The sequence below is a fragment of the Microbacterium koreense genome (assembly GCF_042677105.1).
Lineage (GTDB): Bacteria > Actinomycetota > Actinomycetes > Actinomycetales > Microbacteriaceae > Microbacterium > Microbacterium koreense.
In genome coordinates this window covers 931887-956840 of sequence record NZ_JBHTIM010000001.1, presented here as the reverse complement: position 1 = coordinate 956840, position 24954 = coordinate 931887, and the positions used below count along the sequence as shown (strand labels likewise).

The 24954-nt window shown below is 68.2% G+C and carries 26 protein-coding genes; 16 read left to right on the top strand and 10 right to left on the bottom strand.

Annotated features, from left to right (window positions below; all coding sequences use genetic code 11):
• The first annotated feature begins 21 nt into the window (after window positions 1-21).
• Window positions 22-1863, top strand: a complete 1842-nt coding sequence (locus tag ACFQZV_RS04405) for a phosphoenolpyruvate carboxykinase (GTP) (protein WP_378750482.1) — start codon at window positions 22-24, stop codon at window positions 1861-1863.
• 45 nt (window positions 1864-1908) lie between these two features.
• Window positions 1909-3504, top strand: coding sequence for a Na+/H+ antiporter NhaC family protein (locus tag ACFQZV_RS04400; protein ID WP_378750484.1), 1596 nt, complete (start codon window positions 1909-1911; stop codon window positions 3502-3504).
• Here the strand turns inward: ACFQZV_RS04400 and ACFQZV_RS04395 are convergent, their stop codons facing one another.
• Window positions 3505-4083 (bottom strand): hypothetical protein, encoded by a 579-nt coding sequence (locus tag ACFQZV_RS04395; RefSeq protein ID WP_378750486.1) that lies wholly within the window; start codon window positions 4081-4083, stop codon window positions 3505-3507.
• On the opposite strand from ACFQZV_RS04395, the gene ACFQZV_RS04390 reads away from it, so the two are divergent.
• Entirely contained in the window at window positions 4082-4642 is a 561-nt protein-coding gene (locus ACFQZV_RS04390) for a hypothetical protein (RefSeq protein WP_378750487.1), read from the top strand. The two genes, ACFQZV_RS04395 and ACFQZV_RS04390, sit on opposite strands and share 2 nt — an antisense overlap.
• Window positions 4643-4769: 127 nt before the next feature.
• Here the strand turns inward: ACFQZV_RS04390 and ACFQZV_RS04385 are convergent, their stop codons facing one another.
• Window positions 4770-5921 carry a phosphotransferase family protein gene (locus tag ACFQZV_RS04385; protein WP_378750489.1) on the bottom strand — a complete coding sequence of 384 codons (1152 nt, stop codon included), beginning with the start codon at window positions 5919-5921 and terminating at the stop codon, window positions 4770-4772.
• An 88-nt stretch (window positions 5922-6009) separates the two neighbouring features.
• Here ACFQZV_RS04385 and ACFQZV_RS04380 point away from each other — a divergent pair, with 88 nt between their 5' ends.
• Window positions 6010-7548: a sensor histidine kinase gene (locus ACFQZV_RS04380; RefSeq protein WP_378750491.1), complete on the top strand. Its 1539-nt coding sequence runs from the start codon at window positions 6010-6012 to the stop codon at window positions 7546-7548.
• Between the two features lies 1 nt (window position 7549).
• On the top strand, window positions 7550-8206 hold the full coding sequence (locus ACFQZV_RS04375) for a response regulator transcription factor (RefSeq protein WP_378750493.1): 657 nt from the start codon (window positions 7550-7552) through the stop codon (window positions 8204-8206).
• A gap of 9 nt (window positions 8207-8215) precedes the next feature.
• Here the strand turns inward: ACFQZV_RS04375 and ACFQZV_RS04370 are convergent, their stop codons facing one another.
• Window positions 8216-9685, bottom strand: a complete 1470-nt coding sequence (locus ACFQZV_RS04370; protein WP_378750495.1) for an MFS transporter — start codon at window positions 9683-9685, stop codon at window positions 8216-8218.
• A gap of 53 nt (window positions 9686-9738) precedes the next feature.
• On the opposite strand from ACFQZV_RS04370, the gene ACFQZV_RS04365 reads away from it, so the two are divergent.
• Window positions 9739-10296 (top strand): phosphorylase family protein, encoded by a 558-nt coding sequence (locus ACFQZV_RS04365; RefSeq protein WP_378750497.1) that lies wholly within the window; start codon window positions 9739-9741, stop codon window positions 10294-10296.
• Window positions 10297-10312: 16 nt separating this feature from the next.
• Here the strand turns inward: ACFQZV_RS04365 and ACFQZV_RS04360 are convergent, their stop codons facing one another.
• The gene (locus ACFQZV_RS04360; protein ID WP_378750499.1) at window positions 10313-10492 is read right to left on the bottom strand and encodes a hypothetical protein; all 180 of its coding nucleotides are present in this window, start codon (window positions 10490-10492) and stop codon (window positions 10313-10315) included.
• Between the two features lie 90 nt (window positions 10493-10582).
• On the opposite strand from ACFQZV_RS04360, the gene ACFQZV_RS04355 reads away from it, so the two are divergent.
• A complete protein-coding gene (locus tag ACFQZV_RS04355) occupies window positions 10583-11566 on the top strand; it encodes a hypothetical protein (RefSeq protein WP_378750501.1) in 984 nt (327 codons plus the stop codon).
• 24 nt (window positions 11567-11590) lie between these two features.
• Here the strand turns inward: ACFQZV_RS04355 and ACFQZV_RS04350 are convergent, their stop codons facing one another.
• The 6 genes from ACFQZV_RS04350 to ACFQZV_RS04325 all read right to left on the bottom strand — a co-directional run bounded on the left by ACFQZV_RS04350 (window position 11591) and on the right by ACFQZV_RS04325 (window position 17270).
• Entirely contained in the window at window positions 11591-14584 is a 2994-nt protein-coding gene (locus ACFQZV_RS04350; RefSeq protein ID WP_378750503.1) for an AAA family ATPase, read from the bottom strand.
• Complete coding sequence (locus ACFQZV_RS04345; RefSeq protein WP_378750504.1) at window positions 14581-15729, bottom strand: exonuclease SbcCD subunit D; 1149 nt, start codon at window positions 15727-15729, stop codon at window positions 14581-14583. The genes ACFQZV_RS04350 and ACFQZV_RS04345 overlap by 4 nt, the downstream gene beginning before the upstream one ends.
• 73 nt (window positions 15730-15802) lie before the next feature.
• Window positions 15803-16237: a hypothetical protein gene (locus ACFQZV_RS04340; RefSeq protein ID WP_378750506.1), complete on the bottom strand. Its 435-nt coding sequence runs from the start codon at window positions 16235-16237 to the stop codon at window positions 15803-15805.
• Window positions 16234-16464 carry a hypothetical protein gene (locus ACFQZV_RS04335; protein ID WP_378750508.1) on the bottom strand — a complete coding sequence of 77 codons (231 nt, stop codon included), beginning with the start codon at window positions 16462-16464 and terminating at the stop codon, window positions 16234-16236. The genes ACFQZV_RS04340 and ACFQZV_RS04335 overlap by 4 nt, the downstream gene beginning before the upstream one ends.
• A gap of 82 nt (window positions 16465-16546) precedes the next feature.
• A complete protein-coding gene (locus tag ACFQZV_RS04330) occupies window positions 16547-16966 on the bottom strand; it encodes a DUF1622 domain-containing protein (protein ID WP_378750510.1) in 420 nt (139 codons plus the stop codon).
• 4 nt (window positions 16967-16970) lie between these two features.
• The gene (locus tag ACFQZV_RS04325) at window positions 16971-17270 is read right to left on the bottom strand and encodes a GNAT family N-acetyltransferase (protein WP_378750512.1); all 300 of its coding nucleotides are present in this window, start codon (window positions 17268-17270) and stop codon (window positions 16971-16973) included.
• Between the two features lie 428 nt (window positions 17271-17698).
• Between ACFQZV_RS04325 and ACFQZV_RS04320 the strand changes: the two genes are divergently transcribed.
• The 9 genes from ACFQZV_RS04320 (at window position 17699) to ACFQZV_RS04280 (ending at window position 24859) form a co-directional block, all read left to right on the top strand.
• Window positions 17699-18415 carry a winged helix-turn-helix domain-containing protein gene (locus ACFQZV_RS04320; protein ID WP_378750513.1) on the top strand — a complete coding sequence of 239 codons (717 nt, stop codon included), beginning with the start codon at window positions 17699-17701 and terminating at the stop codon, window positions 18413-18415.
• Between the two features lie 37 nt (window positions 18416-18452).
• On the top strand, window positions 18453-19484 hold the full coding sequence (locus ACFQZV_RS04315; protein ID WP_378750515.1) for a DNA-3-methyladenine glycosylase family protein: 1032 nt from the start codon (window positions 18453-18455) through the stop codon (window positions 19482-19484).
• A 58-nt stretch (window positions 19485-19542) separates the two neighbouring features.
• The gene (locus ACFQZV_RS04310) at window positions 19543-19914 is read left to right on the top strand and encodes a SpoIIAA family protein (RefSeq protein WP_378750517.1); all 372 of its coding nucleotides are present in this window, start codon (window positions 19543-19545) and stop codon (window positions 19912-19914) included.
• A gap of 38 nt (window positions 19915-19952) precedes the next feature.
• Entirely contained in the window at window positions 19953-20177 is a 225-nt protein-coding gene (locus ACFQZV_RS04305; protein ID WP_378750519.1) for a hypothetical protein, read from the top strand.
• 79 nt (window positions 20178-20256) lie between these two features.
• Complete coding sequence (locus tag ACFQZV_RS04300) at window positions 20257-21297, top strand: siderophore ABC transporter substrate-binding protein (protein WP_378750521.1); 1041 nt, start codon at window positions 20257-20259, stop codon at window positions 21295-21297.
• 67 nt (window positions 21298-21364) lie between these two features.
• The gene (locus tag ACFQZV_RS04295; protein ID WP_378750523.1) at window positions 21365-22330 is read left to right on the top strand and encodes an ABC transporter permease; all 966 of its coding nucleotides are present in this window, start codon (window positions 21365-21367) and stop codon (window positions 22328-22330) included.
• Window positions 22327-23310 (top strand): iron chelate uptake ABC transporter family permease subunit, encoded by a 984-nt coding sequence (locus ACFQZV_RS04290; protein ID WP_378750525.1) that lies wholly within the window; start codon window positions 22327-22329, stop codon window positions 23308-23310. The genes ACFQZV_RS04295 and ACFQZV_RS04290 overlap by 4 nt, the downstream gene beginning before the upstream one ends.
• A 2-nt stretch (window positions 23311-23312) precedes the next feature.
• The gene (locus ACFQZV_RS04285; RefSeq protein WP_378750527.1) at window positions 23313-24065 is read left to right on the top strand and encodes an iron ABC transporter ATP-binding protein; all 753 of its coding nucleotides are present in this window, start codon (window positions 23313-23315) and stop codon (window positions 24063-24065) included.
• Window positions 24066-24082: 17 nt separating this feature from the next.
• Complete coding sequence (locus ACFQZV_RS04280) at window positions 24083-24859, top strand: siderophore-interacting protein (protein ID WP_378750529.1); 777 nt, start codon at window positions 24083-24085, stop codon at window positions 24857-24859.
• The last annotated feature ends 95 nt before the right edge of the window (window positions 24860-24954 follow it).

Sequence of the window (24954 nt, the reverse complement as noted above, 5' to 3'; positions counted from 1 at the left end):
CCGCGGGGCATGCTGGGAGCCATGACGACACCGGAGTGGGTGCGACACGATGCCGTGAAGGCCTGGGTCGCCGAAATGGCAGAACTGTGCACGCCCGACGAGGTCGTGTGGTGCGACGGGTCGCAGAGCGAGTACGACGCCCTGTGCGAGCAGCTGGTGGAGACCGGGACGTTCATCCGGCTGAACCCCGAGAAACGCCCGAACAGCTTCTTGGCCCGCAGCGATGCGAGTGATGTGGCCCGTGTCGAAGAACGCACCTTCATCTGCGCACGAAGCGAAGAGGATGCCGGACCCACCAACAACTGGATGGACCCGCGCGAGATGATGGGCGTCCTGCGGCCGCTCTTCACCGGCAGCATGGCGGGGCGCACGATGTACGTGGTGCCGTTCAGCATGGGCCCGCTCGGCTCGCCGATCGCGCAACTGGGCGTGCAGATCACCGACTCGCCGTACGCCGTCGTGAACATGCGGATCATGACGCGCATGGGCCGCCCGGCGATGGATGTGCTCGGAGCCGACGGCGAGTTCGTCCCGTGCATGCACACCGTCGGCGCGCCGCTGGCCGAGGGTGAGCAGGATGTCGCGTGGCCTTGCAATCCCGAGAAGTACATCGTGCACTTCCCCGAAACGCGCGAGATCTGGTCGTACGGCTCGGGCTACGGCGGCAACGCCCTGCTTGGCAAGAAGTGCCTCGCACTGCGGATCGCCTCAGCCATGGCCCGTGACGAGGGCTGGCTCGCCGAACACATGCTGATCCTCGGGGTGACCGACCCCGACGGAGAGAAGACGTACGTCGCGGCGGCCTTCCCGAGCGCGTGCGGAAAAACCAACTTCGCGATGCTCGTACCGCCGCCGGCGTTCACCGACAAGGGATGGACGGTCACGACCGTCGGTGACGACATCGCGTGGATCAAGCCGGGCGATGATGGGCGTCTGCGGGCCATCAACCCCGAGGCCGGCTACTTCGGGGTCGCGCCCGGCACGTCCTACACGACCAACCCCAGCGCGATGGAATCGATCCGGTCGGACACGATCTTCACGAATGTCGCCCTCACAGACGACGGTGATGTGTGGTGGGAGGGGATGGACGGCGCACCGCCCGCCCATGCGATCGACTGGCAGGGGAACGACTGGACTCCCGAATCCGGCACGAAGGCCGCGCACCCGAACTCACGGTTCACCGCCCCGGCGGTCCTGAACCCGGCGCTCGACGAGGCCTGGGATGACCCGCGCGGCGTGCCGATCAGCGCCTTCGTTTTCGGCGGGCGCCGCGCCGGTACGATCCCGCTGGTCACACAGAGTTTCAACTGGGCGTTCGGCGTCTACATGGCCGCCACCATGGGCTCCGAGACCACTGCGGCCGCCGCAGGCGCGCAGGGGGTCGTCCGTCGCGACCCGTTCGCCATGCTCCCCTTCGCGGGGTACCACATGGGCGACTACATCAACCACTGGCTCGCGTTCGGCCGGAAGATCCGCAACCCTCCACGGATCTTCCAGGTCAATTGGTTCCGACGCGACGAGGACGGACGCTTTCTGTGGCCCGGGTTCGGCGAGAACATGCGCGTCTTGGAATGGATCGTCGCGCGCTCGCGGGGACGTGCGCTTGCGGTCGAGAGCCCCCTCGGGTGGATGCCGCGCTACGAGGACCTCACCTGGGACGGACTCGACTTCTCCGAAGAGGACTTCTTCACGTGCATGGCGATCAACCGGCGGGATTGGACCAGTGAGCTCCTCGATGTCGAAGAGCTGTTCATGAAGCTCTACACGCGCCTCCCGAAGGAGATGGAGATGATCCGCTCTCTCACGACCAGCGCGCTGTGGCGTTCGCCGAAGAACTGGGAGATGAACGGTGACCCCACCTGATCATCGCTCATCCCACCCGCTCGCCGAAGAAACCAAGGAGCTCGCATGCTCGACAGCGCACCGTGGCTGACGCTGATTCCGCCCGTCATCGCGATCATCCTCGCGATCATCACCAAGCGGGTGATGTTGAGCCTCGGAGCAGGTGTCGTCATCGCCGCCTTGCTCATCGCCGAGTTCAATCCCCTTGAGACCCTCGCCCTCGTATGGGGCGCCTTCGCCGCGGTGTTCTGGGTCGATGGCGCGGTCAACACGTGGTACGTCTACATCCTCGTCTTCACCGTGCTCCTGGGCGTCATCACCGCGTTCATCACGATGGCCGGGGGCACCCGGGCCTTCGCAGACTGGGCGATCGAGCGCATCCGCACCCGCCGGGGCGGACAACTGCTCGCCGCGATCCTCGGCATCGTCATCTTCATCGACGACTATTTCAACGCGCTCGCCGTCGGCCAGATCAGCCGTCCCGTCACCGACGGACATCGCGTGTCGCGGGCGAAACTCGCCTACATCGTCGACTCGACGTCGGCTCCCGTGGCCGTGCTGGCACCCTTCTCGAGTTGGGGTGCGTACATCATGGGTGTCATCGCGCCCATCGTCGCCGCCTCGGCACTCACGATGAGCAGCGTCGAAGCCTTCCTCGGCGCCGCAGCATCCAACTACTACGCCATCGCCGCGGTCGCGCTCGTCTGGTTGGTCATCCTGTTCCGTGCCGACATCGGGCCGATGCGACGCGAAGAGCAGCGTGCGATCGATTCCGGGCGCCCGTTCGCCGAGGGCGAGGTCGTCCCCGGCCAGCTCAGCGAAGACCTCCCCACCCACCGTCCGGGCGCGAAGCGGTCGATCGTCGTTCCGTTCATCGCCCTCGTCATCGGTGTCGTCGGAGGAATGGTCTGGACCGGGGTGAGCGGGTCGGGGTCGTGGGCGCCGAACGAGATCCTCGCAGCCGCCGATACCAGCGCCGCGCTCATGGTCGGCGGCATCCTCGGCCTGATCTCTGCGCTGTACTACTACGTCCGGTACACCAGCGAGAACCCGAAGTTCGGATGGTCGACCTTCGGACGCGGATGGGTCGGCGGTGCGCGCGCAATGGCTCCCGCCGTCGGAATCCTGCTCCTGGCCTGGATGCTCGGTGGGCTCATCGAGACGCTCGGCACCGGCGCCTTCCTCGGTGCGATCGTCGAGACCTCGCAGCTCGCACCGGCATGGTTGATCCCGATCGTGTTCGTGCTCGCCGCCGCGATGGCTTTCGCCACAGGGACATCGTGGGGCTCGTTCGGTTTGCTGCTGCCCATCGCGGGCGGAATCGTGAACGCCGTCGACGAGCCGGCGCTGCTGTTGCCGATGCTGGGTGCCGTGCTGGCAGGGGCGGTGGCCGGTGACCACAGTTCGCCTATCTCGGACACGACGATCCTGTCGTCGACCGGCGCGGGGTGCAACGTCATCACGCATGTGCGCACCCAGCTGCCCTTCGTCGGCGTCGCCGGCGGCTCCGCACTCGTCGGCTACATCGTCTTCTCTGCCACCGGCATCACGTGGCTGGGGTTGGTCGCGACGCTGGTGGTTCTCGCCGCGTCCGTCGCGGTCATCCGGCTCGTCGGTACCCCGGTGAACGAATCGACGCCGGTCGCCACAGAGCGGGAGTGATCAGGCCGGCAGCGCGCCGTAGGCGAGAGTGATGATCCATCCGTCCCGTGACAGATCATCGAGTCGGTAATACACCCGCCGGTCGGGGATCCACCCCTTGTTGAGCGGTGCGTCGAGCCGCACATGGTCTGCAGCGACCCGCGCCCCCCGACCGTCGGCGTCCCGCACGGCTTGCACGCGGGTCCAGTGTTCCAGCAGCTTCGCGGTATCGGATTCGTCGAGAAGATGTGAGTGGCGTCGCATCGTGCGCAGCTCGGCGTCGCCGGGGTGACTGTCACGCAGGTCCAGCCCGATAGGCACGGCCGGGTCCGCTACGGCGACGACCGACGCCGCGCGGAAGTTCGCATTGCGGATGCCGAGAGGCACATCCTCGCCGTCGACCTCGGCGATCAATTGGGTGTGGAACCCGAAGGTCCCCGGAGCCTCTCGCTCGACGCGCACCTCTTTCTGCTCGACGCCGAGCCTGTCGGCCACGATCTGTCGAGCGAGAGCGCGTTTGCGGTCGTGTTCGGACAGCTTGGGATCCCACCCGAGCCGTGCGGTGATGCCGGCGGGCGTGTCGAGTAGCACGGATTGCATGTCGGCGAACCTCTTCCTGCGGCGTCCTGCGGCGGGGGCCACGCCTCCATCTTGGGGTGTTCCTGCGCTCAACCGGAAGTCGCCTCGCCGCAACCGACCACGGCGGCGGATCGAAGCATCCGCCACCGTGGTCGTCATCGGTCAGTCCGACCCTGCGGAACCGGCAGACGCCGCCGAAGGCGGAGACGCCGGAGAGGCAGGAGATGCCGGAGAGGCCGGCGACGCAGGCGATGCCGGGGACACCGCCGGTGCGGGCGCGGGGACGGCGGATGGCGCACTCACGGCGGATACCGGAGACGCCGGCGACGGCGGAGTCGCCGCAGACGGTGCCGACGCGGCCGTCGGCGTGGACGCAGCCGTCGGCGCCGAGACGACGGATGCCGACGTGTCCGTCACTCGCATCTCCAGCCCTCCGCGGTCAAGCACACCGCTCTTCGACCCGACGACGGGGCCCCCCGGGACGACAGAGCCCTCGCTGGTGCGCAGGTCCATGCTGGCTGCTGTCGCAACCGCTGCCCCGCCCACCAAGGTGAGCCCGAGCGCGCCCGCGATGCCGTAGGTGAGCCATTTCTTCTCTGCCATGTTGCCTTCTCCTTTCGGGCCCGGAGGGGGATCGGACCCCGCCCGGGCAAGACCAGTCTCGGTGCCGCCGATAAGCGCTTTCGAAGCGTCGGATGAGATCGTTCTTAGGTTCTGGCAGCGCGAACGGCCGCGAGCTCGGATGCGTCGCTGACGGACACCGCGTGGGCCACATCGAGAAGTCGGTCCACGCGCGCGGCCGCACCGAGTTCGCACGCGCCGAGGGCGTGCCCGAGCAGGTGGACCGCTGCGCGCGCGCACACCGCCGCACTCCCCCACCGCGCCAGGGAACGCTGCGCGAGGTGCCACACACGATCGTCGCGGGGGTGCGGCGTGAGCAGCGCGCTCGCCACGGCATGTGCGAGGAAAGCGGCGGTGTCTTCACTCGGTTGCCCGACTCCTGCGGTGTCGACGTCGATGATGCCCGACACGGTGCGGTCGTCGCCGAGGAACAGCTGACCGAAATGGAGGTCGCCGTGAATCGTCACCGGCGGATCCTCGCCCCACGCGTCGCGCGCTCGCTCGGCGATCCGTTGTGCGCGCTCCGCCTGGAGGTGGGGGAGTTGCACGGCCAGGCGCTCCGAATACCAGTCCAGCCGCCGCGCGAGACGGGTGGTCGCTGGATTCGCGAGGTCAACACCGGCGATCCTGTGCCGCAATCCGTCGACCTCGTCGAGGAGTTCGTCGGCGTCCCACTCCGCATCGGTCGCCGCTGTTCCCCGGGCGGTTTCGCCGATGATCAGACCGTCGCCAGACCAGCCGTAGAGCCTCGGCACAGGTATCCCGGCATCCGCGAACGCGCTGTGGCACGCGACGATCGCAGCGACCCGCGCGGGTCGCACGACCTTCACCCACACGTCTTCTCGGGGCGACGGCACACGGAGGACGGCCCGCCTGCCGGGACGGTAGGCGACCATTACAGGATCCCCCGTGTCGACGATCCCCAGGCGCACGAGCAGCTCGCGTACCGCTCCCGAAAAGGCCGCGGGAGCGAGCGCCGGAAGGTGGGGATCGGCAGGGTGGAGCCACACGCGGATGTCGGGATCGTCGGGCGCGCCCAGAAGAAGCCCCGTCTCGCGCGGCACGCGCCGTCGCGACGTGTCCAGGTAGTAGGTCATGACTCCGTTGTCTGCGGCGACTTCGAAACCCGCGACCGACCCCCCGCCGAGGGGCTCGCGGCTGATCATGCGTACCGTCGTCCGATCACTGACACCCAACGCGTCGCACAACTGGTCCATCTCGTCGGTCGGTTCGCCCATCCCTCGATCCCAGCACGACGGCGCACCCCGTGGGATGAGACTCCTCTTAGGGAGCCGACTCTCCCACGGGAACGTGACCATACTGGTGGTGAGGGACAGCAAGGGACGGGGGGTCCGCGTGGGTCTGCCGACCGTCTCGGTGCGAACGCGACTGATCGCCGTGATCACCATCGTCGCGGCGTTCGGCTTGGGGGCGGTGGGAGTCGTCGTGTACGTCGAGGAACGGCAGCGCATCCTCGCGCAGGTCGACGACCTGCTTGTCGCGAACCTCGCCGCCGCGCGCTACCTCGTGGAACAGGGAGATGAGGGCGGCACGTGGGAGTCGGCGGATGCCGCGCTGGCCACTGTCGTGCAGCGAGCGGCACCCGACGACAACACAGGCGTCATCGGGCTTCGCGACGACGATGTCGCGCTCGTGCCGGGTGTCGCGCTCGACGTCGACCTGCAGTCCACGGCCGGTTTCGTCCCGCACATCGATCGAACGGTGACCGACGCGCAGCCCCGCATCGGCACCTACGCCACCGAAGAGATCACCTGGCGCTACCTCGCCGTACCGATAGCGATCGACGCCGACGCGCCACCGGCATCCACCTTCGTGATCGCCTACGACATCGATGCCGAGTTGGCCGAGATCAACAGCGCTGCGCGCGTGTTCCTCATCGCCTCCGGCGTGGTCCTCGTCGTCATCGCCGGAGTCGGCGCCGTCGTCGCAACGCGCCTGCTGAGGCCTCTGCGGCAGATGCGCGAGACCGCCGAACGGGTATCGGTGCAGTCGCTCTCCGAGCGCCTCCCGATCGTCGGCCGGGACGACGTCTCCGAACTCGCGCACACCATGAACGACATGCTCGATCGCCTTGACAGGGCTCTGAGTTCGCAACGCCAACTCCTGAGCGACGTCGGACATGAGCTCAAGACCCCCATCACGATCGTGCGGGGCAACCTCGAGGTCGTCGACAGGGACGACCCGGAAGATGTCCGCGAGACGATCGATCTCGCGGTGGACGAGCTCGATCGCATGGCCGATCTCGTCCGTGAGCTCGCCTCGACCGCCGCTCTCCACGGGCCCACTCCGATCACCGCGACACCCGTGGATGCCGCCGACCTCATGCGTCAGGTGCTACGCAAAGCGCAGTCGATCGACGGGGGGACGGTCACCGGGGACGGCTTCGCCGAGATCGTCACATCGCTCGACCCGGCGCGTGTGACACAGGCGGTTCTGCAACTCGTGCAGAACGGCGTCACCCATGGCGGGGGCCAGGTCACGCTCGGCACCCGGCTCGTCGAAGACCACCTCGACATCGTCGTGCGCGACCGTGGGCCCGGGGTGCCGGAGGAGTCGCGGGCGTTCGTCTTCGACCGCTTCCACCGCGGCGCCGAAGCGGCTTCGCGGCCGGGAAACGGGCTGGGACTCAACATCGTCCAGGTGATCGCGCGCGCGCATGGCGGCTCGGTGTCTGTCGAGGATGCCGACGGCGGCGGTGCCCGTTTTGTCATGACGTTGCCGCTCGTCATGTCGGACTCGGTGCACCCCGGCCTCGTGATCCCCCCTCGCCCGCCGCTACCTGCCGACGTCGACACGACCTCGGCGTCGACGGACAGCGAGATCGCGTCCGCGAGAGGAGCCTGACATGACATCGATTCTCATCGCGGACGACGAAGCACGGATCTCCGGGTTCATCGACAAAGGCCTGCGTGCGGCCGGCTATGCGACCCGGGTTGCGGGGACCGGTCCGGTCGCCCTCGACCTCGCACTGAGCGGTGAGTTCGATCTGCTCGTCCTCGATGTCAACATGCCCGACATGGACGGGTTCGCCGTGCTCGAGAGCCTCCGCGGATCGGGTTCGACGATGCCGGTGATCATGCTGACCGCACGAGTCGAACTGGACGATACGGTCGCCGGCCTTGAAGGTGGCGCCGATGACTACCTCGGCAAACCCTTCCGGTTCGACGAACTCGTCGCGCGGATCCGCCTGCGATTGCGACGCGACCCGTCGTCCGCACCCACCACGCTCACCCACCGCGACCTCGTTCTGGACATCCGCACGCGACGCGCGCACGTGGGCGGCGTCCAGGTCGAGTTGTCGGCGCGTGAATTCGCCCTCGCGGAAGAGTTGCTTCGCAACGCCGGTCAGGTATTGAGCCGTGAGCAGCTGCTGAGCCGCGTCTGGGGCTTCGACTTCGATCCCGGCTCGAACGTCGCTGACGTGTACGTCGGGTATCTGCGGCAGAAGCTGGGCTCGGAGCGGATCGAAACCGTGCGCGGCGTGGGCTATCGGCTCGTCTGAAACCGGTTGTCAGTCCGCGGCGACCGTGCCCTTGATGCGGCCGGTCAGATCGAGCACGGCGACCAGAAGCGCGAGGCTGAGGAAGATGCCGACCGTGATCATGCCGAAGGCGTACGCATCGTGGTACACGACGAGGTCATCGTGCGTACCGCTCTCGCGATAGATCGTCGCGTAGAACAGCGCGAGCGCGACCGCCGTTCCCACAGCGGTGCCGATTCGCTGCCCGAGTTGACCGACGGACCCGGCGACGCCCCCGCGCCGCACGGGGATCTCGGCAAGCGCCAAAGTCTGGTTCGGGGCGATGACGAGTCCGCCACCGGCGCCCCCGACGATCATGACCGCCGCCATGATGTAGGGCGTCCATGCCGGCTCAGCGAACAGCGCGGTCAGGACGAGTCCGCCGGCACTGAGGATCACGGCGGCCAGGCCCCACATGACCAGCGGCCGCCCGAAGCGTGCGACGAGGTTTCCCCCGACCCACGACGTCACAGCACTGGCGAGCGCGAACCCGATCGAGACCATCCCCGCGAAGACGGGCTCGATCCCCAGACCGATCTGCAGAAACAAGGTCGTGAGCAGGAACATCGCCGGCATCGCGGCGAAAAACACCGTCTGGAGCATCGTCCCGTTGCGGTACGACGCGATCCGGAAGAGTTCGAGCGGGACAAGCGGATTGCGTCCCCTCGCGGCGTAGTGGCGCTCCCAGGCGAGGAATGCCGAAACGAACAGCACGAACACGGCGAGCAGCCACCACCGCGCCGGATCGTCGCTCGGCGCCCCGGTGGTGAAAAGGAACGGCCACATGAGCGCGACCACCGCGACACCGAACAGCAGGAGGCCGATCGGATCGAGTTCGAGCGGCCGCTCCGACCGCGTGCGGGTGTCGGGCAGGAGCCACAACACGAGGGCGATGGCGATGAGACACAGGGGAACGTTCATCCAGAAGATCAGTCGCCACCCGTCGGTCGCTCCGCCGACGGCGATGAGCAGGCCGCCGAGAGTGGGCCCGAACGCGGTCGCAACACCGATCGTCGCTCCGAACAGGCCGAACGCACGGCCGCGCTCTTTGCCGTGGAACAGTTCCTGGGCCATCCCGAGCACTTGCGGCATCTGGATGCCCGCCGCCACCCCCTGCAGCAGGCGCGCGGCCAAGAGCACGACGGCGTTGGGCGCGAGGGCGCAGAGGATGCTGGTGACGGTGTAGAGCGAGAGACCGACGACGAACAGCATGCGTCGGGATCGCTGATCACCGAGTCGCCCCATGGGCACGAGCGTGAGTCCGAAGGTCAACACGAAGCCCGACACGACGAGCTGCAGCTGCGTCGAGTCGGCATCGAGGACAGCCCCGATCGAAGGCAGGGCAACGTTGACCTTCGTCAGGTCCATGATCGTGATCGCGGCCACCGCGACGCACACCCAGAAGGCGCGCCAGCGCGCTCCGGAGGTCAACGGGATGGTCGCAGTGCGGGGAGGAGTCATCTCCTGTCACGCTATCGCCGTTCACGACGTTCGGGTCCGAGAGAATGGAGGACATGAAGCTTCTCGTCGCGGCACTCGACTCCGAACTCACCGCCTTCCCCGCCGAGCTCGACGGGTTCGACCGCCTCGTCACAGGGCCCGGCAAATTGAAAGCCGCCTACGGTCTCACCCGAGCGCTCGACGCTGCCGACTACGACGAGGTCCTGGTCGTCGGCACCGCGGGCGCGATCGACCCCGAGCTCGACGCCGCGGTGTACGACATCAGCGCCGCGATCCAGCACGACGTCGTCGACCTCGACGGCATCGTCGGCCGCCACATTTCCCTCCCCGAGCGTGTGAGCGTCGGGCGCGAGGGCGTGACCATCGCCACCGGCGACCAGTTCGTGGACGGCGCGGACGCGGTCGATGTCGTGCGATCGCTGGGCGCGGGTCTGGTCGATATGGAGACGTATGCCTTCGTCTGGGTCGCGCAGCAGTTCGGGGTCCCGATCCGCGTCTTGCGAGCCGTGTCCGACCGCGCTCAGGACGATGCGATCACCGATTGGCGCGAGACCGTCGCTGCCTGCAGTGCGCAGCTGCGCGACGTCGTTCGAGCCGAGTACGGCGTCTGACGAGCGGGCTCAAAGCCTAGGAACGCCGCCCGGCGAAGATCCCGCGCAACACGAGGAAGACCACGAGCGCGACCACGGCGACGATGACCAGCTTGAAGACGAACGCGAGCACCGAGAACAGGATGTTCACCAGGAACCAGGCGATGATGATGGCCAGGATGACACCGAGAATCGTCCACACCGTGTTCTTTGACATACGACTAGCCTAAGGACTTGCGCGTCATCGCTCTCGCCGCCCGCGGCCCGGGGCTCGCCAGACGTACGCAACTCATACGGAGGAACACCCATGTCGAACCCCACACCTCCCCAGGACCCGAGCGAGCAGCCGCCCTCGGGTGACGCCGCCACGCCACCGGTTCCGCCGAGTCCGGACCATCAGCCCACCCAGGCCTATCCCCCGGCGTATGGCTCCGACCAGCCGACACAGGCCTACCCGCCCGGCTACGGTGCCGACCAGCAGCCGACACAGGCCTACCCGCCTGCGCCGCAGCACCCCGTACCCCCCGCATACGGGCAGCCCGCCGCCGGATACCCGCAGCAGACCTCCGCCGCTCCCGGGCAACCTGTCTACGGCGCACCGGCGCAGCCGGCACAGCCCGACACGCGCCCGAAGACCTTCGGGTGGGTGGCGCTCGGGCTCGCGATCGCAGGCATCGTGCTTGTCGGGGTGGCCTTCTTGCCCCTGCTGTGGGTATCGCTCACCCTCGCCGTGATCGGCGGGATCCTTCTCCTCGCGGCCCTCATCATGGGCATCGTCGTTTTGGCGAACAAGAAGCAGGGCGGCAAGCCACTCGGGATCATCGCGATCATCGTCTCGGTGCTCGGCGGCTTCGCATGGATCGGCGCGCTCACGTGGTCGCTCCTTTTGATCGGCCTGGCCAGCGCCGGCAGCGGTTCTGCAGAGGTCACCGACCCCACCCCGCCGGCCGTCGTCGAGACAGAGGACCCTGGCTCGGGCGGATCCACCGATGAAGAGGGTGACGTCGACGTCGTGGCCGGCGGCGAGGCGGCGTACCTCGCCGAGGTGCGCCCCGCGCTGTTCGAGCTCTTCCAGGAGGTCGGCCCGATCACGGAGGACGAGATGGAACTCGTCTTCCCTGACACCCTGCTGGTGTCGCTCGGCGAGACGATCCTGATCCTCGGTGAGGACGGCCGCCAGTCGATGATCGATTCCCTGGCGCAGAGCGCCGGAGACTCCTTCAGCGCCCAGCAGGCGGAGCGCTTCTACGAGATCATCTCGTCTGCGGCGCTGACGCACCTGGCGGAGTAGCCGGTCGAGCAACGATCGCGAGCGTCATCCGTCGACGAGCACATCCTCGTCCTGCCGGATGACGCTCGCGCCTTCGTGTGCAGACTCGACGATCAGTTGCGCGCGGATGCGGTCTTTCATGCTCTCCACGTGACTGATGACGCCGACGGTGCGGCCGCCCTCGCGAAGTTCATCGAGTGTTTCGAGTGCTGACTCGAGGGTGTCGGCATCGAGCGAGCCGAACCCTTCGTCGATGAAGAGCGTGTCGAGTCGGATGCCGCCGGCCCGAGACGTGACGACGTGAGCCAGGCCGAGCGCCAGGGCGAGGGAGGCGAGGAACGTTTCGCCTCCAGACAGTGAGTGCGGCGACCTGGCCTGCCCCGTGTAGGCGTCGAAGATCTCGATTCCAAGTCCGGAGGCGGCGTTGCGCGCCTGGCGCGCATCGGTGTGGAGCAGCGTGTACCGGCCCGACGACATCTCCGACAGGCGCAGGTTGGCGGCGGCGACGATCTCTTCCAACTCTGCGGCGAGCACGAATGTCTCGAGGTCCATCTTCATCGTGTTCGGCGCGCGCCCGGCGACGGTATCCGCCAGGCGCGTCACGACAGCGGCCTCTTCTGCCGTGTCTGCGACGGAGGCGAAAGCGTCGACGGCGCGACTGCGAAGATCTGCGAGCCCCCTCGCAGTGTTCTGCGCGTCGCGTTCCGCGGCGATTGCCGCGGTGCGGGTCTGGTCGGCGGTACGCACCGCCTGTTCGGCGGCGGCCACCTCGTCGGGGGTCGGGGCTGCCTCGTCGGCCGTCTCGAGTTCGAGGTCGAGAAGCCGCGCGCGTGCGGCGGTGAGCGCCGCAGAGTGCTCGACGACGAGACTGTCGATGCGCGTGATCTCGGCGGGGTCGAGAAGCGCCGCAGTGGCGGAGATCGCGTCGTCGAACCCGGACGATTCCAGTCGCGCGTCGAGGTCGATGCGCGCGGCCTCAAGCGCCTGCCGAGCGACATCGAGTCGGTTGCGGGCCTCACGCAACGATCGCGCGCGCTCCAGCCGCTCGGTGGTGACCGCGACTCGCTCGGCGACGGTCGTGAACTCTGCCCGCGCATCGGTGACCGTGGCGTGAAGGTCGTCGATGCGCGCACCCAGCGCTGCGAGACGCTCGCGTGTCTGCGTGTGGGCTTCGGTGAGTTCCGCCAGTTCGCGGGCAGTGACGACCTCGCGCTCGTCGACGGCGACGAGGCGCGTCTGCAGCCGGTCGTGTTCGGCGATGGCCGCCTCGGCGGTGCGTGCCCGCTCTTTGAGGCTCACGAGGGCCGTCTCGAGATCATCGGGGGATTGGCCCCCCGCGCGGCTCAACGCCGCGGCGTGCTCGTCGCGGATGACGTGAGCCGTGTCGGCGGCGTCGCGTGCGCGCTCTGCGGCCTCGTCCCGGGCACGCTCGGCCTCAGCGAGCATCTCGTCGGTGACGGGGTCATCATCAGGTGTCGCCGGATGAGGGTGTTCGGTCGAACCGCAGACGGCGCAGGGTTCACCGTCGACCAGGCCTGCGGAAAGCTCGCCGGCGTATCCCGCGAGCCGTCGTTGCAACAGGTTGGTCACCGCGACCGTGGCCTCGGCGGAGGCGCTGTTGCGGGCGGCGTAGTCGGCTTCGGCCGCGGCGAGTCGCTCGGCCAATGCCGCCGCCTCGCGCGCGGCCTGCAACCTCGCCTCGGCACTGTCGCGCGCCTCACGCGCGTCGGGCGCTGTTGCGGCCTTCTCCGCCACGATCGCGATCTGATCGGTGAGCGTCGCACGTTCGTCCGGCAGTGCCTGTCGGCGCGCACGGATCTCGACCAGCGCGGTTGAGATCCGCTCGAGGTCACGCGTCACCTCGGCATGCGACGTCGTGGCCGCCTCGAGGTCGTGCTCCGCCCGGGTCGCCGTCGCAAGCACCGCGAGGTCTCCGGTGGTTTGGGCCACGACAGCGTCCAGGTCTTCGGAGAGTCCTCCCCCGCCCGCGCTCCACACTTCGGTGGCGGTCTCCACGTGTTGTGACGCGGAGTCATGGGCGGTTTGCGCTCGTTGCCATGCGTCGATGGGCGCTCGGAGGTTCTCAGCGACGCGCGCACGGTGCAGCCGCTGCCGTTCGATGTCGATGCGCTCCTGCTCGCCTTCGATAAGGTCCAGATCGGTGCGCGCGCGAGCCAGATCCGTGTGACGTTTCGCACGCGCCACGAGTTCGCCGTGCGCCGTCGTCGCCACCTCGGACGCTGCTTCCGCGCCCGCGCGCTCCGTCGCGGCCTGCTCGACGCGGTAGTCGGCGCGTCGTTGCGCATCGGCGAGTGCTTCTTGTCGGACTGCCGGGTCATCGGCTCGCTCCGCATCGGAGGAGAGGCCGTGTTCGTCGGCGAGGTTCTCGGCGAACTCGAGCACCGTGCGCGCATGTTCACCGGCAGTGTCGAACCGTTTCTGCACCTCGCGGCGCCGCTCTTCGAGGTCAAGCTTGTACTGCTCGAACCGTTTCGTCCCGAACAGGGTGCGAAGCAAGGCCTGACGCTCATCGTTCTTGGCGAGAAGAAAGCGCGAGAACTTGTTCTGGGCAAGGAGGATGACCTGCTGGAACTGTTGCGCGGACAGCCCGACGACTTCGTCGAGGAAGATGCCGACCTCGCGGGGTTTCGCGGCCCGGCCGATCCACTCATCACCGACACGTTCTTCCAAAACGGCCCGCGTGGGTTCGAGTGTCACGCCTCCACCGCGCTTCGCAGGGCGCTCATACTCGGGTGCCCGCGCCACTCGCCACCGTCCACCGCCCGCCGAGAACTCGAGAACGACTTCGGTCGGATCGCCCAAATGGCAATGGTCGCTGCGGAGGCGGCGTTCCCCTCCCTCGTAGCGCGGGACGGATCCATACAGAGCGAAGCTCACGCCGTCGAGGATGCTCGACTTTCCGGCGCCCGTACGCCCCGAGATCAGGAACACTCCGTCGCCGTCGAAGGCATCGAAGTCGACCGTCTGCGTCTCTCGGAACGGCCCGAAGCCGGTCAGCTCGAGGCGATGGAGCTTCACGCGAGAACCTCGACGCGGGTGCGTTCCTCGAGGACGTCGCGCACGAGTTCGGCTTCGCGCTCAGTCACCCCTTCGCCGCCGCGAACGTGCGTGAGAAACGCGTCGATCAGTTCCGTATCGGTGCGCGCGGCCCGTACTCGGTCGGCGTACGTGCGAGTCGCCCGCTCGGGCGCCGTCGCCGGAGCGTGTTCGACCTTCGCGCAATGGGGGAACCGCTGCTGCAGGCGTCGCATCGGATCTCGCTGCGGCAGGTCGTCGGTGTAGACCGCGCACACCCAGTCGTCTTCGTACGCGGCGAAACGCGCGTCGTCGATCAATTCGTCGAGAGGAGCGGTGAGCGTGACGACACGGCGGGGTACCGGGAGATCAAGCCACTCCGCGGTGATGTCACCGTGAGCGTCGAGTTCGATGAGCCATGACCCTCGCGGCCGGTCGCCTTCGCCGAAGCTGTAGTGCAAGGGCGCTCCCGCGTAGCGAACGCGCTCCGAGAGAACCTGTCGACTGTGGATGTGCCCGAGCGCGGTGTAGTCGACGCCATCGAAAGTGGCGATCGGGACGACATCGAGACCGCCTTGCTGGATGTCGCGCTCAAGATGAGGGGTCGGCTCGACGCCGGCGGCGAAGCAGTGCGCGATCGCAACGGAACGCCCACCGCGCGAGGCGAGATCGTCGCGGATGAGGTCCATCGCGTGGGACAGTGCAGTCGACTGCGAGCGCGCCTGCGGCCACTCGTGCCGGAGGAGCGCGGGTTCGAGGAAAGGGATGCCGTAGAAGTGAACCGGGCCGTGGTCGTCGCTGACGGTGACCGGGCGGGCGAGTTCGTGCGGATCGGTGAGAACGTGGATGCCGTCGCGGAGCACACCCGATTGGAATCCGAGCCGGGCTGCGGAGTCGTGGTTTCCGCTCGTCACGACGACTCGCGCACCGGTGTCGGAAAGCGCACGCAAAGTGTTGCTGAGGAGGGTGTAGCACCCCGCTGCGGGAACCGCGGAGTCGAAGACGTCACCGGCAACGATGACCACGTCGACCTCGTTGTCGCGCACCTGCTCGACCATCGCGTCGAACACACCGGCGAGCGCGGCAAGCGTCGCGTGCCCGTGGAACGAGCGCCCGATGTGCCAATCGGAGGTGTGCAGGATCCGCATATCCAACACGGTAGGCGCCCCCTCCGACATCGCCGCAGAGGCTCACGGCGGTTCGACGAGCACCGAGCGACGCTCAGGGAATGTCGGCGCGCACCCGCCCGGCCAGTTCGTCGATGTCCTCTGCGGTGAGGGCCACTCCTGCCTGATCCAGACGCTGCGACAAGACCTCCACGATCCGTTCTCTCGGCTGGTCGGCGGCGTCCTGACGTGTCTGCGCGACGATTCCGGCGATCTTGTCGGCTGCGGGTGCATTGTTCTGCGCCATCGCCGGCACGTCCTGCTCCGACGCTCCGCTCATCGCCGCTTGCGCCTCGCCGACCGTGAGGGTGTCACGCCCGCCGTCCTGCCCGTGGTGGTCCGCACCTTCGGCCGCGTCGTGCGCTCCGGCCGCCGCGAGCGCTGCCTCCGCCGGGTCACCGTCCTTGCGAGGCTCACCCTGATCTTCGGAGTCGTCGCGATCAGGGTAGTTGACCCCCGGCTGTTCGTACTCATTGCCGGTCGTGCTCATGATGGTCCCTCTTCTGAGTCGGCGTGCATGTCGGGGTCGGCGCTTTGACGCACTGCCTCGCCCTCGACGGGGTCATCCGGCGCAGGGGGGCTCTCCGCGGCATCCGATCGCAGATCAGGGGATTCCTGCGCGGCGGCGTCTTGCGCAGCGGCGTCGCCGTCACTTACGCGCTCCCATCCGCCAGGGGGAAAGGCATCGATCATGCCTTCGGGAAGATCGCGGTCCATGGGATCCTTTCGACCCCTTCAGCCTCGCGGGGACCGCACACGACGTCACCCCATTGACAATCGCGGTCTCGGCGGATAGCGCTCAGCCGACGTCGGCGGAGCGCGACTTCGCCCGATCGCGCGCGACGGCTTCAGCGAGCATCTGGCCGCCGCTGGTCGTGAGAGCCCGCCGCCAGGGCAGCACGCCTTCGATCTCGATCTGGATCGACATCGACAGGATCGTCCGGATCACGACGATCAAGCCGAGGATCGCCGCATCCTCGAGAGACGGCTTGGAGGTGATCGTGCGGATCAGGTCGGCCGCGACGAGGACTTCCAGGCCCAGAAGGATGCCGGACCCGATGGTCGTCCGCAGCACTTGGAACGCCGTCGCGCCGCCGTCTCCGCGCAGGAGGGAGCGGGCTCCGAGGACGAGCGCAATGGCGAAGCCGACGATCATCGCCACGGCACCGAGCGCCTCGAACGTGACGGCGACGACCGTGAAGGCCTCCTCGATGTCCATCGGATCAGGCCGTGCGACGTGTGTGCACGATGCCGGCACGCTCGGGGTGCGCCTGGAACCAGTCCGCGACGTACCAACACATCGGGATGACGGTGCGGTCGCCCCGCGCCTCGAGTTCGGCGACTGCCTTGTCGACGATGACCGCTGCATAGCCGTTCCCACGGAAGGTCGGCACCGTGTAGGCGCGCGTCATCGACAACGTGCGCCCGTCGTCACGGTAATCGAGCGCGCTGACCAGGTCGTCACCCCGACGCAGCGTGTAGCGCGAGGCATCCGGTTCATGGGAGAAGCGAAGCTCAGTCACCTCGCCAGGCTAGCGCCGGACATCCGCACCGCGGTCGCACGGCACCCCGAAACGCCACGATCCACGCACGTCACACTTCGTCACAGTGCCCGCGAGCGCGCGCGAAGATTTGACGCACTTCGACGCACTCCGTCATAATCGGCCGCATGACTGACAACGCACGCTCTCTGTCCGCCCAGGAGGCGAACGGGACTGCCGGCATGATGATGGCCGGCCGCGTTGCTCTGTGTTGTCGAATGTGCCGCTGACTCGGTGACACCGCCGGATCGCGTCGGATCCCCGTCTGAACGGATCCCCGATCCCCGCAGCAGCCGCCCGCGCGGAAGATCCCGCGCAACGGATGCCCGCACCCGGCCCGCTCACGCGGGCCGTCTCGCCACACTCACTCGAACCCGCGGATCGGGTTCACTCCTTCGAGGACCATCATCATGTCTCAGCCCGCCCTTCTTGAACGACCGACCGCTCCTGCACGACCCGCCCGCCACCTGCGCGCCGTCCCCGACCCTGCTTCGGTGACGCCGACGGCCGAGTCCACCCGCACCGGAACCGCCCCCCGCGGGTTCGCTCTGTACGTCGGTATCGACGAGCTCAAGGCGGCCACATCCGGAGTCTCGCTCGGCGTCCTCGTCGAAGCGTTGCGCCGCACCCTTCAAGAGCTTGCTCCCGAGGCCGAGACCTATGCCACCGTTGCGCTCGCTCCCGCCGGCGCCGGCGGCCGCGACGTCGACGTCGTGCGCCGCGCCCTTCACGAGCCGGCAGCCACGGCACGTGCCAAGGAAGAACAGGCCGAGGCCGATCGTGCCCCGGGCGGCGTCGTGGTCGACATCTCGCGCAAGCGGGTGCTGATCGATGGCGACTCCGCGGCGTTCACATACACCGAGTTCGAGCTGCTCCAGTACCTCGTCCTGCGCGAGGGCAGCACCATCGCGCGGACCGAGCTGGTCTCGTCGCTGTGGTCGGGCGCCAATGGCGAGGACGTCCCCGGCGAGCGCACGATCGACGTCCACGTGCGCCGGCTGCGGGCGAAGCTCGGGCGCTACGAAGACATCGTGCGCACCGTCCGCGGCGCGGGTTACCGCTTCGATCGTCACGCCGACGTCTCGATCCGATTCGGTCACGGCACGCCGTCTCCTGACCGCTTCTGATCCGTCGCGTGTCGGCGGCGGCACATATCGTGTCGGCATGACCTCCCGCGCGACGCTCTCCCCGATGCGCGGGACGGATGCCGCTCGCTCGGCGGCGCGATCCGGATCGCGACCAGCGGTGCCCGCCACGCGGGATCCGCGACCGCGAGAGGGGCGACCGCGAGAGACGACGTATCGCCCGCGGCATCCGCTCGACCTGCGGCGTACGGTGCTCCATCAACGGCACGGTGCCGGCGACCCGACGATGCAGGCGGTGGGCGCGGTGATCTGGCGGGCGAGTCGCACGCCGGAGGGCATCGCGACGCTCGCGATGCGCCAGATGACGGATGGAGCCGTGAAGGGTGCGGCGTGGGGGCCGGGCGCCGATTGGGCTCTGACGCAACTGCCGGCGCTGTGCGGCGCGCGTGACGACCCGGCGGGATTCGACGCGTCGCGGCATCCGCTCATCGCCGAGGCTCACCGCCGGCACCCCGATGTGCGATTGAGTCGCACCGACCTCGTCTTCGAGGCGCTCGCCAGTGCCGTGTTCGAGCAGAAGGTCACGGGTATGCAGGCTTTCGGCGCTTGGCGGCGCATCGTGACCTGGCACGGCGAGCGCGCGCCCGGTCCCAGTCCGAGGCCGCTGTTCGCTCCGCCGTCGGTCGAGGAGTGGCGGCGGATCCCGTCGTGGCGCTGGCATCGCGCCGGGCTCGAACCGCCGCAGTCACGCACGGTGGTCGACGCGGCGCGGCGTGCCGATTCCCTCGTGCGCGCGGCCGAGAATGCGACGACCGGCGAGGAACGAAACCGTGTGTTCACGTCGCTGCGTGGCGTGGGCCTCTGGACGAGTGCCGAAGCGCGGATCCGCGCGTTCGGTGATCCCGACGCCGTGAGCGTCTTCGACTACCACCTGGCGCACACAGTCGGGTTCGCCTTGACGGGACGACGTGTGGACGACGACGGGATGCTCGAATTGCTCGCACCGTGGAAGGGCCAGCGGCAGCGTGTCATCCGTCTGATCGGGCTCTCGGGGGTGGTCGAGCCGCGGCGGGGGCCGAGATTGCATCCCGAGGATCACCGCTCCCGCTGAGCGATCTCGTCATGCCTCGGGCCTGGCGGAGCGGAGCGATCGCCGCGATGATGGGGCCATGATCGAGACACTCCCGGGGCTCCCGGATGGCGTCATCGGCTTTCGCGCGGTCGGAACCGTCACCGCCGACGACTACCGCACCACCGTCGACCCCGCCATCACGAAGGCAATCGCCACCGGCGAGAAGCTCAACATCGTGTTCGAGATGGGGCCGGACTACGAGCACTACTCGCTGGGTGCGATGTGGCAGGACGCCAAGCTCGATGGAACGCCCGCACGGGCATGGGGGCGGATCGCCCTGGTGACCGACCACGCGGTCGTGGGCGAGGTCATCCACGGCATCGCCTTCCTCTTTCCGTGCGATCTGAGGTTCTTCCGCGTCGCGGCCCTCGATGAGGCGGTGGCGTGGGTCTCCGGCGCCCCGACCTGACAAACGCGCACGCTCCTCGAACGATCTAGGCTGGGGCCATGGCGAATCGACGTGGTGGCTGGCAACGCGGACACACGGGCTGGGCCGCTGGCACCGTGCTCGTCTTCGCGCTCGGAATCCTGTTCGGGCTCGTGTGGGGCAACATATGGCTGGGCATCTTGCTCGCCGCGGTGGTGTCGATCGGGTGGCTGATCGCCTACGAATCGTGGCGTGGCCGCGAGGTCGGCATCGAGAACCGCGACGACGACGGCGCCCGGCTGTAGCGCGATCTGATCCGCACGCCCCGCGGCGAAGCGGTTCCGTTTTGCATCACGGGTAGGCACTTAGGCTAGGCTTACCTACATGACATTCCCCACTCGTTCACTGCTGCCGCTCGCCGGTATCGCGGCGCTCGCTCTGACCGTGACCGCCTGCGCCTCCCCGTCGTCCTCTGCCGACGATGCCGCCCCCGCGGACGCCACCGAGACCACCGTGGTCGTCGAAAACGCCAAGCCCGCCCTCATGCAGGTCGAGGAAGACGGCGAGACCTACTGGACCGAAGACACCGAGATTCCGCGCGAAGCGGTCGAGGTCGCCTACCAGCCCGAGTCGGTCGTCACCTTCGACATCGCGACGCTCGACACTCTGCACGCGATCGGCGCAGGCGACACCGTCGTCGGCATCCCCGAGGTCGCCCTGCCGGACTACCTCTCGGAGTACGCCGACCTTCCCAAGGTCGGCTCGCTGTTCGAACCCGACTTCGAAGCCGTCGCCGAGCTCGACCCCGAACTCATCGTCGTCGCCGCGCGTAGCACCGGACAGTTCGACGAGCTGTCGAACATCGCCCCCACGATCGACCTCACCGGCGCCTACGGCGGCACGTTCGATCCCGAGGGCGGCCTCGTGCGCGCGGCCCAGCTGGGTGAGATCTTCGGCGAAGAAGAGGCGGTCGCCGAGCTCAGCGCTGACATCGAAGAGCAGATTGCGACGATCCAGTCCGAAGTCGACGGCACCGCGCTCGTGCTGTCGGTGTCGGGTGGTGAGTACGGCGCCTTCGGCGAAGGCTCGCGCTTCGGCTACTTCTTCGACACTCTGGGCTTCACGCCCGCCGTCGCCGCGGCCGAGCTTCCCGGCCAAGAAGGCTCCGCCCACGGCGACACCGTCACGAACGAGTTCATCCTGACGGCGAACCCCGACTGGATCATCGCCTTCGACCGCGGAGCCGCCACCGGTCAGGGCTCGAGCGCCGAGGAGACGCTCGACAACGAGATCGTCGAGCGCACGACCGCCGCGCAGAACGACGCGATCGTGTACCTTCCCGCGAGCGAGCTCTACATCGTCATCAACGGTCTCACCGCGATCCACAACGTGCTCGGCACCGTGCACGAGGCCGTCGCCGGCTGATGACCGTCGCCGTACCCGGAGGAGGGCCGTCGTCCTGAAACGGCTCTCCCCCACCACCCTGATCGTCGTGGGGGTGGCGCTGGTCGCCACCCTCGCGACGATCTCCCTGTTCATCGGCGTCGCCGAGCTCGACGCGTTCATTCTCTTCGCGAGTCGCATCCCCCGCACAGCGGCGTTGATCCTCGCCGGCGTTGCCTTCGCCGTCGTCGGACTCATCATGCAATTGCTCACGCGTAACCGCTTCGTCGAGCCGAGCACGACCGGTTCGACGGATGCCGCGAGCTTCGTCCTGCTCATGGTGCTGCTCACAGTGCCCGGCCTGCCCCTCGGGTGGAAGGCGGTCGTGGCCTCAGTCGGCGCGTTCGCGGGTGTGCTCGGTTTTCTCGCCCTCGTCCGCCGCATCCCGTCACGCTCGAGCGTGCTGGTCCCGATCGTCGGCATCCTCTACGCCGGGGTCATCGGCGCGGTCACGACCTTCATCGCGTACCGAGGCGACATGCTGCAAGAGCTGCTCAGCTGGTCGGTCGGTGACTTCTCGGGGATCACCCGTGGCCGCTACGAAATGCTCTATCTGGCGGCCGCGGCGGCCCTCATCGCCTGGATCGCCGCCGATCGTTTCACCGTCGCGGGGCTCGGCGACGACGCCGCGCGCGGCCTGGGGCTCAACACGCGCGGTGTCATGGCGCTCGGTGTCGGCATCATCGCCATCGTCACCGGCGTCATGACCGTCGTCACGGGGGCGATCCCCTTCCTGGGACTCATCGCCCCCAACATCGTCAGCCGGCTCGTGGGCGACAACATGCGCCGTTCGGTTCCCGTCGTCGCGCTCCTCGGGGCCTCGCTCGTGCTGTTCTGCGACATCGTCGGCCGACTTGTGCGCTTCCCGTTCGAACTGCCCATCTCGGTGGTCATGGGTGTGCTGGGCGGCATCGTCTTCCTCTGGCTCCTCCTGGGCACGGCCCAGCCGTCGGATGCCGCGCGACCACGCCGCCCGCGACGTCGCACCGCTCCGGTGGGAGGCGGCATCCGATGATCACCCCCGCCCCGACCACACCGCGCGCACGACGCGGCTCGCCCTCGCTGGCGCTCGCGCTCCTCGTCACCCTCGCGGTGGTCGTCATCGCGCTCTTCTTGTTCACCGACTTGCCCGGCCGGTGGGAGTACGCACTCGATCTGCGGTCACGCACGGTCACCGGCATGGTCATCGCTGCGACCGCGATCGGTGTCGCGACGGTGTTGTTCCAGACGATCACCGCGAACCGCATCCTGACCCCGGGCATCATGGGATTCGATGCGGTCTTCATGACCATCCAGGTGGTGGTGGCGTTCGCCGTCGGCCCGGCGTTGCTCGTGTCCGCGCCACCCCTCGCCTCGTGGACGGTCGAACTGCTGCTCATGGCCGGCGCGATCGTGTTGCTCTATTGGTGGCTCTTCCTGCACCGGCGACTCGACCTGCACGTGATCGTCCTCGCCGGACTCGTGCTGGGAGTGCTCTTCCGTTCGGTCACGGCCTTTCTCCAGCGGCTGCTCGACCCTGACACGTTCGCGATCGTGCAAGACCTCGTCTTCGCGAGCTTCACATCGATCGACCGCGAACTGATCCTGCCGACCGGAGTGCTCGTCGTCGTCGCGATCGCCTCGCTGTGGCCCCTCCGCCGCTCGCTCGACGTGCTGTCGCTCGGCGAGACGACCGCCATCTCGCTGGGCGTCGACCACCGACGCACCGTGATGCATGTCGTCGTCGTGATCGCGGCCCTCGTCGCCACCTCGACGGCCCTCGTCGGACCCGTCACCTTCTTCGGCCTCATCGTCGCGAACCTCGCCTACGGCGCCGTCGGCCACCGCCATCTGCGCAGCATCCCCGCCGCGATCGCGATCGGTGTCGTCGCCCTCGTCGGCGGCCAGCTGATCCTCGACAGACTGCTCGGCTTCAGCACCGAGCTACCCGTGGTGATCGAGTTCGTCGGGGGCATCTTCTTCATCGTGCTCGTATTGACCGGAAGGGCCCGCTGACCATGATCCACATCGACTCGGTGGTCAAACGCCACGGCAGTGTGCTCGCCGTAGACGACGTCACGCTCGATCTGCGCCCCGGCCTGACGGCGATCATCGGCCCCAACGGAGCGGGAAAATCCACCCTTCTGTCGGCGGTCGGGCGCCTCATCCAGGCCACCGAAGGCACGATCACGATCGATGGCCTCGACGTCTCGACGACCCCGTCGCGTCAGATCGCCCGACGGTTGGCGATCCTGCGACAAGACAACCACCTGGCGATCCGCCTCAGCGTCGAAGACCTCGTCGCCTACGGGCGCTTCCCGCACGGCGGGTCGGGCCGCACTCCGCACGACCGCGAGCGCATCGAGCACGCGATCGACCTGCTCGATCTGCAGGGCGTGCGCGACCGGTTCCTCGACGAACTCTCGGGTGGGCAGCGTCAACGGGCGTTCGTGGCGATGGCCATGGCACAGGACACCGACCACCTGCTGCTCGACGAGCCGCTGAACAACCTCGACCCCCGCCATGCCGTCGCGCTCATGACGTTGCTGCGCCGCGAATGCGCGCGGCGTGAGATGACCATCGTCGTGGTGATGCACGACATCAACGTCGCCGCCCAGTACGCCGACGACATCGTCGCGATGCGCGACGGGCAGGTCGTCCACCACGGACCGGTCGGCGACGTCATCACCGCACCCCGGCTGGCCGCCCTTTACGACACCCCCGCACGCGTCGAGCACCTCGGCGATCGCCGCGTGGTGCTGTGGGGCTGATGATGCAAGGAGAACACATGACCACCCAGACCGCGTTCACCCTCGAACGGCGGATGCTCGACCTGCGGTTCCGCCAGGCGCGGCTGACCTCCCGGGCGTGGATCACACCCCAGTACGTGCGCCTGCGCCTGGAAGGCGAAGAGCTCCGCGGATTCGACTCCCCCGGTGCCGACGACCACCTGCGACTCTTCTTCGCGCCGGCAGACGCGTCCGCCGACGAGGTGCGCGCGGCACCGAGTCGCGAATACACGCCGCTCGAATGGGATGCGGAGGAGGGAACGCTCGACATCGAGTTCGTGCTGCACGGCGATGACGGCGTCGCCGGCCCTTGGGCCGCGTCCGCGCCGCTCGGGTCGGCGGTCGCCGTGGGCGGGCCGCGTGGCTCGATGGTGCTCGAGGGATGCCCCGACGCGTGGTTCCTTGCCGGTGATGAGACGGCGGTCCCCGCGATGCGACGCTTCGCCCGGTCCATGGACGCCGATGCGGTCGGCCGCATCCTCGTCGAAGTCCCGGATGCCGCTCACGAGATACCGATCGACGCCCCCGCCGGGGTCGAGGTGCGGCAGATCCATCGCGGCGAGGCCCCCGCCGGGTCCGCACTCGCGGCGGCGCTGAATGCGCTCGGGGCCCAGGATCGCCCGCACGGGTCGATCTTCGGGTTCGTCGCGGCCGAACAGGCGATTGTGAGGCCCGCACGTGCGCTGCTGTTGGACAGGTGGGGCTTGACGACCGACCAGATCGTCGCGAAGGGCTACTGGAAGAGCGGCGAGACCGAGTACCACGCGCCGCACTGACCTCTGCGACCCGGGTCCGGTCTGCACCCCACCCCCGTTTCCTCGGCCTCACCGCGAGACGCGGTCGTGGCACCGAGAATCGGCCGCAGCAGGCG

Excerpts from the sequence above, each read along its gene's own strand:
- ACFQZV_RS04305 (WP_378750519.1), top strand. The coding sequence starts at position 19,953 with ATGGCGAATCGACGTGGTGGCTGGCAACGCGGACACACGGGCTGGGCC.
- ACFQZV_RS04300 (WP_378750521.1), top strand. The coding sequence starts at position 20,257 with ATGACATTCCCCACTCGTTCACTGCTGCCGCTCGCCGGTATCGCGGCG.
- ACFQZV_RS04285 (WP_378750527.1), top strand. The coding sequence starts at position 23,313 with ATGATCCACATCGACTCGGTGGTCAAACGCCACGGCAGTGTGCTCGCC.
- ACFQZV_RS04355 (WP_378750501.1), top strand. The coding sequence starts at position 10,583 with ATGTCGAACCCCACACCTCCCCAGGACCCGAGCGAGCAGCCGCCCTCG.
- ACFQZV_RS04365 (WP_378750497.1), top strand. The coding sequence starts at position 9,739 with ATGAAGCTTCTCGTCGCGGCACTCGACTCCGAACTCACCGCCTTCCCC.
- ACFQZV_RS04405 (WP_378750482.1), top strand. The coding sequence starts at position 22 with ATGACGACACCGGAGTGGGTGCGACACGATGCCGTGAAGGCCTGGGTC.
- ACFQZV_RS04390 (WP_378750487.1), top strand. The coding sequence starts at position 4,082 with ATGTCGGCGAACCTCTTCCTGCGGCGTCCTGCGGCGGGGGCCACGCCT.
- ACFQZV_RS04310 (WP_378750517.1), top strand. The coding sequence starts at position 19,543 with ATGATCGAGACACTCCCGGGGCTCCCGGATGGCGTCATCGGCTTTCGC.
- ACFQZV_RS04395 (WP_378750486.1), bottom strand. The coding sequence starts at position 4,083 with ATGCAATCCGTGCTACTCGACACGCCCGCCGGCATCACCGCACGGCTC.
- ACFQZV_RS04400 (WP_378750484.1), top strand. The coding sequence starts at position 1,909 with ATGCTCGACAGCGCACCGTGGCTGACGCTGATTCCGCCCGTCATCGCG.
- ACFQZV_RS04280 (WP_378750529.1), top strand. The coding sequence starts at position 24,083 with ATGACCACCCAGACCGCGTTCACCCTCGAACGGCGGATGCTCGACCTG.
- ACFQZV_RS04345 (WP_378750504.1), bottom strand. The coding sequence starts at position 15,729 with ATGCGGATCCTGCACACCTCCGATTGGCACATCGGGCGCTCGTTCCAC.
- ACFQZV_RS04330 (WP_378750510.1), bottom strand. The coding sequence starts at position 16,966 with ATGGACATCGAGGAGGCCTTCACGGTCGTCGCCGTCACGTTCGAGGCG.
- ACFQZV_RS04340 (WP_378750506.1), bottom strand. The coding sequence starts at position 16,237 with ATGAGCACGACCGGCAATGAGTACGAACAGCCGGGGGTCAACTACCCT.
- ACFQZV_RS04370 (WP_378750495.1), bottom strand. The coding sequence starts at position 9,685 with ATGACTCCTCCCCGCACTGCGACCATCCCGTTGACCTCCGGAGCGCGC.
- ACFQZV_RS04375 (WP_378750493.1), top strand. The coding sequence starts at position 7,550 with ATGACATCGATTCTCATCGCGGACGACGAAGCACGGATCTCCGGGTTC.
- ACFQZV_RS04320 (WP_378750513.1), top strand. The coding sequence starts at position 17,699 with ATGTCTCAGCCCGCCCTTCTTGAACGACCGACCGCTCCTGCACGACCC.
- ACFQZV_RS04335 (WP_378750508.1), bottom strand. The coding sequence starts at position 16,464 with ATGGACCGCGATCTTCCCGAAGGCATGATCGATGCCTTTCCCCCTGGC.
- ACFQZV_RS04290 (WP_378750525.1), top strand. The coding sequence starts at position 22,327 with ATGATCACCCCCGCCCCGACCACACCGCGCGCACGACGCGGCTCGCCC.
- ACFQZV_RS04315 (WP_378750515.1), top strand. The coding sequence starts at position 18,453 with ATGACCTCCCGCGCGACGCTCTCCCCGATGCGCGGGACGGATGCCGCT.
- ACFQZV_RS04360 (WP_378750499.1), bottom strand. The coding sequence starts at position 10,492 with ATGTCAAAGAACACGGTGTGGACGATTCTCGGTGTCATCCTGGCCATC.
- ACFQZV_RS04385 (WP_378750489.1), bottom strand. The coding sequence starts at position 5,921 with ATGGGCGAACCGACCGACGAGATGGACCAGTTGTGCGACGCGTTGGGT.